Origin of the sequence: Lonsdalea britannica (assembly GCF_946477055.1) — a bacterium.
In the GTDB taxonomy this organism is placed as follows: domain Bacteria; phylum Pseudomonadota; class Gammaproteobacteria; order Enterobacterales; family Enterobacteriaceae; genus Lonsdalea; species Lonsdalea britannica_A.
Genome location: NZ_CAMKXG010000163.1, coordinates 1 through 8,315, shown reverse-complemented (window position 1 = coordinate 8,315; position 8,315 = coordinate 1). Strand labels below are relative to the sequence as shown.

Below are 8,315 nucleotides of genomic sequence, written 5' to 3'. Positions count from 1 at the left end.
GGCCGACGTCGATAGATGTCTCCGACGGCGAGGCGCGGTGCGGCGTACGCAGCGCGTTGCGCGATCATCTGCCGCTGGTTGGCGCCGTCCCTGACTATGAGCAGACGCTGGCCCAGTATCAGACGCTCCCTCAGCAGCTGGCTGCGGCGCAGGTTCCGGTACAGGCCCCGGTTCACCCTAACCTGTTTATTCTCGGCGGTCTTGGGTCCCGCGGTCTCTGTTCCGCCCCGCTGGCGGCGGAGGTGCTGGCGGCCCAAATGTACGGAGAGCCATTGCCGTTGGACAGCGCTACGCTGGCCGCCCTGAACCCAAATCGTTTCTGGGTCAGAAAGCTGTTGAAGCGTCGCCCGGTGTGATCAGAGGATAACCAGCCGCCGTGTGGCGGGCATAACAGCAATTTCGTTCTACTTTTTACCGTATTGGGAGCGCAGAGATGGGACAGCAGGCACCGCAGGAACACGCTAACTTTAGCCATCATCCCACCTTGGGCGGGCTGGACATGCTGCAGGCTCGCTATCATAACCAGCGTTTTTCCCGCCATTCGCACGAGAATTTCTGCATCGGCGTGATTGAGGAAGGCGCACAGCGTTTCTACCGCACCGGTGGTGAACACGTCGCGCCCAAGGGCGATATCATTCTGGTCAACGCGGATGAAATCCATACGGGCTGCGCAGGCACCGCCGATGGCTGGTCCTATCGCGCCATCTACCCGTCGGTGGATATGCTGCGCGGCCTGTCGAGCACTATGCACGACCATCAGGGCGGCGCGCCCTGGTTTCCCCACGCGGTCGCCCACGATCCGGGCCTGTCAGAGCAGTTGCGCATGGTCTTCTCGCTCCTGGCCGTCGAAGGCAATACGCTGTTAAAAGAAACCATGCTCTGTTCGTCGTTGGTCTGGTTGATGATGCGTCATGGAAAAACGCAAACGGAAGTCCGTCCGCTGACAAAAGCCGACCACGCCATCCGCGAAGTCAAAATGCTGCTGGACGACTGTCCGGAAGAAAACCTGTCGTTACTGGAGCTGGCGAACCGTGCCGAGCTTAGCCCGTGGCACTTCCTGCGACAGTTCAAAAACCTGGTCGGGATGCCGCCTCATGCCTATCTCGTGCAGTCCCGGCTGCGCAAGGCGACCACGCTGCTACGTCAGGGCGAAACGCTCTCCGCTGTTTCCGCCCGCTGCGGCTTTTCGGACCAAAGTCACTTTAATCGCCACTTTAAAAAAGCGCTGGGCGTGACACCGGGGCAATTTGTACGCGCGATAACACGCTGAAAATAGCGTGACGATTCGCGGTCATTGAGATCCCTTCCCTCCCGCGAAAGATGACCCGTTCGGGGCATCGCACGCCGTCTGCCTGAACTGTTTAAGAGCGCAATTTTCTTCAATATTTGTTCGGGTGCCTGGGTTACCTTTTGGCGACCTATTACACCCACAAGGACATTTTGTATGAACGCGTCGGAAACCCTCCGCTCTCCCTGGCAGGGCACCTTTACGGGCTGCGTGGCCGTCTTACCGTTGTGTCTGGCGGTGGTCCCCTGGGGCATCCTCGCGGGGTCGATGGCGGTTCAGGCCGGACTCACCTTCTGGCAAAGCGTCGGCATGTCGGCGGTGATCTTCGCTGGCGCGGCGCAGTTGGTCACGCTGGGACTGCTGATGTCCGGCGCCAGCGTGCTGACCATCGTCATGACTGTATTTGTGATTACTCTGCAACACCTGATCTACGGGTTAACTCTCAGAGAAGCCGTCTCTCGCCTCAGCAGCCGTTTCCGCATTCCGATTGGTTTTTTGCTGACGGATGAACTGTTTGCGCTCGCTGCCGGGAAAGATAATCGCAGCCGATTGTCGCCGGGCTATCTCATTGGCGCGGGGCTGACCTTTTATCTGTGCTGGGTGATGTGCAGTCTGTCGGGCATTTTACTGGCTTCCTCGATCCCCGATCTGGAGCGCTACCATCTCGATTTCTCGATTGTGGCGACCTTTATCACGATCATTGTTCCCATGGTAAAAAATATCGGAACGCTGTGCGGCGTCGCTTTTTCCCTGATTGCCGCGATGCTGCTGTCTTATTGGCAGGTTGAAGGCGCCGTCATTATCGGGGGTCTTGGCGGCATGCTGTGTTCTGTGGTGATCGAACGTCTGGGAGGCGCATCGTCATGAGTTGGTTCTTACTGTTTGTACTGGCGGGCGTGGTGTTTTTCAATCGCTATCTGTTTCTCGACCCGCGCGTGCCGGTGAAGCTGCCGCTGTGGATCCGTCAGGCGCTGCACTATTCCGCGCCCTGTATGCTGACCGCGATATGCGGACCGGTGCTCCTCATGCATCACGACGTGCTGCGACCTTTCCCCGACAATCCCTATCTGTGGGGCGCGCTGGGCTGCGTGATGATCGCACTGCTGATTCGTAATGTGCTTTTGGCGGTCGCCTGCGGACTGGCGTGGTTCTATGCGCTGTGTTTCTGGATGGGCGTTTGATGGTGCCGATGCCGGAGCGATCCGGCATCGGTTACATAAGCGTCATTGCGTTACTGCTGGGAAGACGCCTGCTGGAAGAGACGATCCCACATCTGATTGACCAGAACCTGATCCGGCGGAGACAGTTCGCCGTTCTTGATGGCCTTGCGTACGCTGTCCTCGACGCGGCTGCACAAGGCTTCTGCCGTATGCTCGCCATTTTCCTCAGCTTCCGCGACCGCCAAGGTCAAATGACCGCGCAGATATCCCCCGGCAAAAAGCTCATCGTCGCTGGCGTGCTCCACCATGTCATCAATCAGCGCCAGGATGCGCGATTCAAATTCTGCGATCATTCATTGTCCTCGGTTGTTCAGTGTTGCCCATCGTCCGCTCAGCAGAGATCGGCGGGATACGGGAAATCCGCCGGGGTCAGCGGCGCCGTATGATAAAACGCGTGCAGCGCCTGAATTAAGCGGCCCGGACGTTCGGGAATCCCCTCCTCCAGATAGCGCATCACCTGCGCATGCACACGGCGTTGAAAAGCAATGCGATCGGGCGTCACATCGCCGCTCAGGTTATCGCAGCTCACGTTAAAGGGAAACGCCGCCGCGACGCAAAACATCCACTCCAGCGCCTGCGGTTTAATCTCCACAGACTCGAACTGTTGCTGCGTGGCCGCATCGCGTCCGTCGGGACAGTACCAGTACCCGAAATCCACGAGCTTGCGTCGTTCCGCGCCCGCAATGCACCAGTGGGAAATCTCATGCATCGCACTGGCGTAAAAACCGTGGGCGAACAGAATACGGTGATAGTCCGTTTGATCATCGGCCGGGAGGTAAATCGGTTCGTCCTCGCCCTTGACCAAGCGGGTATTAAAATCTTTGCTAAAGCAGTCGTTAAACACCTGAATCAGGTGCTCATAATCGTGTGTCATGATGTTATTAACCGGTTCGGTCATGAGAATAGCTGCCCCACCCAATGAGCGATGTCCTGCCCATGGCTGTCATAAATCAGTTTGATGCTCATCAATGCGGACACCATCACCAGCATAGGGCGAATCAACTTTTGCCCCTTGGTGAGCACCATTTTTGCCCCCAAACGCGCGCCGATGATTTGCCCTAACAGCATCACGCCGCCGATGATCCACATGACTTTACCGCTCAAAATAAAGAACAGCAGACCGCCGAAATTGGAGGTGAAGTTGAGCACCTTGGCGTGTGCGGTGGACTTCGCCAGATTGAAGCCACGTAGCGTCAGGTAGGACAGCGCGTAAAACGATCCTGCGCCCGGTCCGAAAAAGCCGTCGTAGAATCCCACGCAGGCGCCGCCGACCAGAGCGAACGGAACGGGAGAGAGCCGGCGCTGCCGATCTTCGTCACTGATTTTAGGCATCAACAAAAAATACAGGCCGATGCCGATCACCAGTACCGGCAGCAGCTGGCGCAGGAAATCCGCGTGAATCTGCTGAATGAGCCAGGCACCGCTGATCGCGCCAAGAAAGGTGCAGACCACCGCCAACTTTTGCTCGCGCAGATCAACTGCGCCACGGCGGATAAAATACAGGCTGGCGGAAAATGCTCCGCCGACGCCCTGAAGTTTGTTCGTCGCCAGCGCCTGCGCGGGCGATAACCCTACCGCCAGTAGCGCGGGGACCGTCAACAAACCGCCGCCCCCGGCAATGGAATCGATAAAACCCGCCGCCACGGCGATAGCAAACAGCAGGCCGAGCAGTTCCGGCCCTAAGATCAAACCATCCATGATGTTTTATTCCGCGGCAAAGTGTCGATTCAGCAACGCCTGACAGGAAGCGGGCAGCGGCGGAGGCGTGGTTTTCTGCGGCGCGACGGCGCCCGGTTTACGCGGCTGGAACCAGCTTTGCAGCTCAGCGCCACAGCCATCGCCCGCCGGCGGCGGATCCTGATCCTGACACTCAAGACTGTTCGCAGGACAACGCAGACGAACGTGCATATGAGCACGGTGTGCGAACCACGGACGAACCTTATGCAGCCAGCTGCGATCGCTTCCGGCTTCCTGGCATAGACGCTGCTTGATCGCCGGGTTGACGAAGATGCGCGTCACCGCGTTGTCCTGCGCCGCCGTCTTGATCAGCGTCAGGGCATCGTGGTTCCACAGTCGCGGATTCACCGCTTTGTCCCCGGGTAAGACCAGATCGATAGGTTGTGGATTCAAGAGATCCTGCGAGCTCCAACGCTGACGAGGCACCTGCAGCCAGACGTCCACGTCCAGACCGGACTGATGGCTGGCGTGTCCACTGCTGAAACGGCCGCCCGCCGGCATCCCCATGTCTCCGACCAGCACGATCCCGCCGTTCTGGCGATGTACGCTGGCGCTGAGGCGATGGATAAACGCCAGCAGATCCGGATGGCCGAAGTAGCGACGCTGATCGACCCGCATCACCTGATAGTCCGCCGCTTGCAGCGGCAGCGACTGCGCACCAATGATGCAGCCGTTAGCGAAAGACCCTATCGCCTGCGGCTTTCCGGGCACCGGATGGGTGATCTCCTGCCAGGGCGTCGCTGCCCCGGCGGTGGCGCAGCAGAGCAGCGCCATCAAACCTATCAAAGCTGTTTTCATATGCGGGTTACCAACGGGGAACTGAAGTGTTCACGTCCGCGCACTGCGCGCGCTGGCGTAATAAATGGTCCATCAACACGATAGCCATCATCGCCTCGGCGATGGGCACGGCGCGAATACCGACGCAGGGATCGTGACGCCCACGGGTGACCATTTCCGTCGCTTCGCCCGTACGGGTGATCGTGCGTCCCGGCACCATGATGCTGGACGTCGGCTTGAGCGCCAGATGCGCCACGACCGCCTGACCGCTGCTAATGCCGCCCAGAATGCCGCCCGCATGATTACTCTGGAAACCGTCCGGCGTGATCTCGTCACGGTTTTCGCTGCCGCGTTTACCCACGACCGCGAAACCATCGCCAATTTCCACACCCTTAACGGCGTTGATGCTCATCAGCGCATGCGCCAAATCCGCATCCAGTCGGTCGAATACCGGCTCGCCCAGCCCGGCGGGCACGGACTCGGCCACCACCGTCACGCGTGCGCCGATAGAGTCGCCCTCTTTCTTCAACGCTCGCATCAGCTCATCCAGCGCTTCCAGCTTGGACGGCTCGGGGCAGAAGAACGGGTTTTGTTCAACCTGATCCCACGCTTTCAGTTCACAGTGGATATCGCCCATCTGCGTCAAACAGCCGCGGATATTAACGCCGTGCTGGAGCTGCAGATATTTCTTGGCGATAGCGCCCGCCGCGACGCGCATTGCCGTTTCACGCGCGGAAGAACGACCGCCGCCGCGATAGTCGCGCTGACCGTATTTCTGCTCGTAGGTATAGTCGGCATGCCCAGGACGAAACAGATCTTTAATCGCGCTGTAGTCCTGCGAGCGCTGATCGGTATTTTCGATCAGCAGGCCGATGCTGGTCCCGGTCGTCACGCCGTCGAACACGCCGGACAAAATGCGCACCTGATCCGGCTCACGTCGCTGGGTGGTATAGCGAGAGGTGCCCGGACGACGACGGTCCAGATCGTGCTGCAAATCAGCTTCAGTTAACGGAATGCCCGGCGGAACGCCGTCCACCACACAACCCAAGGCAATACCGTGGGACTCACCGAAGGTGGTGACGCGGAAAAATTGCCCAATACTGTTTCCTGCCATCACGGCTCCTTTACATCATTAAATTAGAGATCGTCAGGCGGGCTATCCGCGCCCGCATCCTGTCAATATGTTAGTCGCGATACAGGCTGAAGTGCGACTGGCATTCCAATAGCTGTGCGCGGGTCAGCATGAATACGCCATCGCCGCCGTGTTCGAATTCCAGCCAGGTAAACGGAATGTCGGGATATTGGTCGATCAGATGCACCATACTGTTGCCCACTTCGCAGATCAGCACGCCCTCTTCGCTGAGGTATTCGGTGGCGCGGGCCAGAATGCGGCGTACCAGCTTCAGGCCATCGCTTCCGGCGGCCAGTCCCAGCTCAGGTTCGTGGCGGAACTCGTCCGGCAGATCCGCCATGTCTTCTTCATCGACATAAGGCGGATTGGTGACGATCAGATCGTAAGGCGTGGTCGGCAGATCGCGGAACAGATCTGAACGGATCGGCGTGACGTGATGTTCCATGCCATGCTGTTCAATATTCTGCTCGGTCACCGACAGCACATCGCTGGAGATATCAACCGCATCGACTTCCGCTTCCGGGAAGGCCTGCGCGCAGGCGATGGCGATGCAGCCGCTGCCGGTGCAAAGATCCAGAATGTGATGCGGCTCATGGCTCAGCAGCGGTTCAAAGCCGTTGTTAATCAGCTCACCAATCGGCGAGCGCGGCACCAACACGCGTTCATCGACGTAAAACTCCAGTCCGCAGAACCAGGCTTTGTTGGTGAGATAGGCGACGGGGATACGTTCGTTGATACGGCGGATCACGCGTTCCACAATGCGATGACGCTCGCCGGACGTCAGGCGGGCGCGATACATGTCTTCGGGGATATCGAGGGGAAGATACAGACTCGGCAACACCAGCTGCAGCGCCTCGTCCCAAGAGTTGTCGGTCCCATGACCGTAATAGACCTGTGCGGCGTTAAACCGGCTGACCGTCCAACGCAACATATCCTGAAGGGTATGCAGATCGTTGACCGCTTCATCGACGAAAATTTTGTCCAAGGTTGTCCTCCGCAGACATCTCTGAAAATCAAATTGCCGCCTAGTTTGCCATGAAGCCTGCTACAAATCAGCAGATATCACCGTCCTGCGGCCCCTCAAGCCTTAGCGGAGGGCGCAAGAAAAGGTACACTTAGGAAAAACCAAGACAGAGTACAGCGCTGATGAAAAACAAATACAGGCTGGATGAGGAGGAGCAGGCGCTTTTTCGCGCTTCGGTCGCAGGCGCCAGACGTCTGACTCAGGACACCTATCGTTATCAACCGCCGCGCCGCAAACTCTCAGAAGTGCCGCCGCGTAAAGCCATGCAGGAGCAGCGCGACGCCTGCTTTTATTTTTCGGATGAGTTTCAACCGCTATTGGAGAACGACGGCCCGGTTCGCTACGTTCGCTCCGGCGCCAGCCACTATGAATTGAAAAAGCTGCGCCGAGGGGATTATCCGCCGGAGCTGTTTTTAGATCTGCATGGCCTGACTCAACAGGAAGCCAAGCAGGAGTTGGGCGCGCTGCTGGCCGCCTGCCGCCGGGAGCATGTCTACTGCGCCTGCGTGATGCACGGTCATGGCAAACATATACTCAAACAGCAAACGCCGCTGTGGCTGGCTCAGCATCCCGACGTTGTGGCTTTCCATCAGGCCCCGCGCGAATTCGGCGGCGACGCTGCATTACTCGTACTGGTGACGCTAGATAGCAACGCCAGGTAACGCTCCCAACATGTCGGCGGCAAATTGCCGCCTACCTGTTCCTCCATTTTCCCGTGGCGCGTCTCGCCGCCCCTCAATGAATCTGACTCATGCGGTCTTTAGATCGCGGCAAAACCTTGTATGGCCAACATATGGCGTACGGGGAAAACACATCAGGGTGAATATGGGAGAGACGTCGTGCGGTGCCGGTATGCCCTGCTAGAGGCATACCGACCGATGAGACTTGAGCGGGCTTATTTGGCTTTGGCGGCTTTAGCAACCAGCTGGGCCGGGCTGACCTGCCACTGGCACACACCTGCGCCAGAGGCGTCGAACTGAACGTCGGCCACGGCCGAGGTAGCGAACATCGGGGCCGTTTCTTGCGGACACAGTGCCGCAACCAGGTAACCGACCAGCGGCAAATGCGAGATCACCAGCACCGACCCCACGCCCTGAGCAGCTAACACCTCGAGGTAGTCACGCACCTGTTCAGCGC

11 protein-coding genes and 1 pseudogene are annotated in these 8,315 nt (G+C 58.7%); 5 read left to right on the top strand and 7 right to left on the bottom strand.

Features of this window, described 5'->3' with window-relative positions; all coding sequences use genetic code 11:
* From Q7O77_RS11625 to Q7O77_RS11610, 4 genes are all read left to right on the top strand, one after another.
* A partial coding sequence (locus Q7O77_RS11625; protein ID WP_304167287.1) for an FAD-dependent oxidoreductase occupies positions 1-356 on the top strand: 356 nt, incomplete at its 5' end.
* A 77-nt stretch (positions 357-433) separates the two neighbouring features.
* Positions 434-1,270, top strand: a complete 837-nt coding sequence (locus tag Q7O77_RS11620; RefSeq protein ID WP_304167284.1) for an AraC family transcriptional regulator — start codon at positions 434-436, stop codon at positions 1,268-1,270.
* Between the two features lie 174 nt (positions 1,271-1,444).
* The gene (locus Q7O77_RS11615) at positions 1,445-2,155 is read left to right on the top strand and encodes an AzlC family ABC transporter permease (RefSeq protein ID WP_304167281.1); all 711 of its coding nucleotides are present in this window, start codon (positions 1,445-1,447) and stop codon (positions 2,153-2,155) included.
* Positions 2,152-2,469 carry an AzlD domain-containing protein gene (locus tag Q7O77_RS11610; protein WP_304167279.1) on the top strand — a complete coding sequence of 106 codons (318 nt, stop codon included), beginning with the start codon at positions 2,152-2,154 and terminating at the stop codon, positions 2,467-2,469. Before Q7O77_RS11615 ends, Q7O77_RS11610 begins: the two co-directional genes overlap by 4 nt.
* A gap of 50 nt (positions 2,470-2,519) precedes the next feature.
* Here the strand turns inward: Q7O77_RS11610 and Q7O77_RS11605 are convergent, their stop codons facing one another.
* From Q7O77_RS11605 to prmB, 6 genes are all read right to left on the bottom strand, one after another.
* Positions 2,520-2,801 (bottom strand): YfcL family protein, encoded by a 282-nt coding sequence (locus tag Q7O77_RS11605; protein ID WP_304167277.1) that lies wholly within the window; start codon positions 2,799-2,801, stop codon positions 2,520-2,522.
* Between the two features lie 38 nt (positions 2,802-2,839).
* The gene (locus Q7O77_RS11600; RefSeq protein WP_304167274.1) at positions 2,840-3,382 is read right to left on the bottom strand and encodes an elongation factor P hydroxylase; all 543 of its coding nucleotides are present in this window, start codon (positions 3,380-3,382) and stop codon (positions 2,840-2,842) included.
* Between the two features lie 20 nt (positions 3,383-3,402).
* Positions 3,403-4,206, bottom strand: a complete 804-nt coding sequence (locus tag Q7O77_RS11595) for a sulfite exporter TauE/SafE family protein (protein WP_304167271.1) — start codon at positions 4,204-4,206, stop codon at positions 3,403-3,405.
* Positions 4,207-4,212: 6 nt separating this feature from the next.
* Complete coding sequence (gene mepA / locus Q7O77_RS11590) at positions 4,213-5,043, bottom strand: penicillin-insensitive murein endopeptidase (protein ID WP_304167269.1); 831 nt, start codon at positions 5,041-5,043, stop codon at positions 4,213-4,215.
* Positions 5,044-5,050: 7 nt separating this feature from the next.
* Positions 5,051-6,136: a chorismate synthase gene (aroC, locus tag Q7O77_RS11585; RefSeq protein WP_304167266.1), complete on the bottom strand. Its 1,086-nt coding sequence runs from the start codon at positions 6,134-6,136 to the stop codon at positions 5,051-5,053.
* Positions 6,137-6,206: 70 nt separating this feature from the next.
* On the bottom strand, positions 6,207-7,139 hold the full coding sequence (prmB, locus tag Q7O77_RS11580) for a 50S ribosomal protein L3 N(5)-glutamine methyltransferase (RefSeq protein WP_085652087.1): 933 nt from the start codon (positions 7,137-7,139) through the stop codon (positions 6,207-6,209).
* Between the two features lie 161 nt (positions 7,140-7,300).
* On the opposite strand from prmB, the gene smrB reads away from it, so the two are divergent.
* Positions 7,301-7,840, top strand: coding sequence for an endonuclease SmrB (smrB, locus tag Q7O77_RS11575; RefSeq protein WP_085652088.1), 540 nt, complete (start codon positions 7,301-7,303; stop codon positions 7,838-7,840).
* 233 nt (positions 7,841-8,073) lie between these two features.
* On the opposite strand, the pseudogene Q7O77_RS11570 reads toward smrB, so the two are convergent.
* Positions 8,074-8,315, bottom strand: a pseudogene (locus tag Q7O77_RS11570) (phosphohistidine phosphatase); the annotation flags it as partial.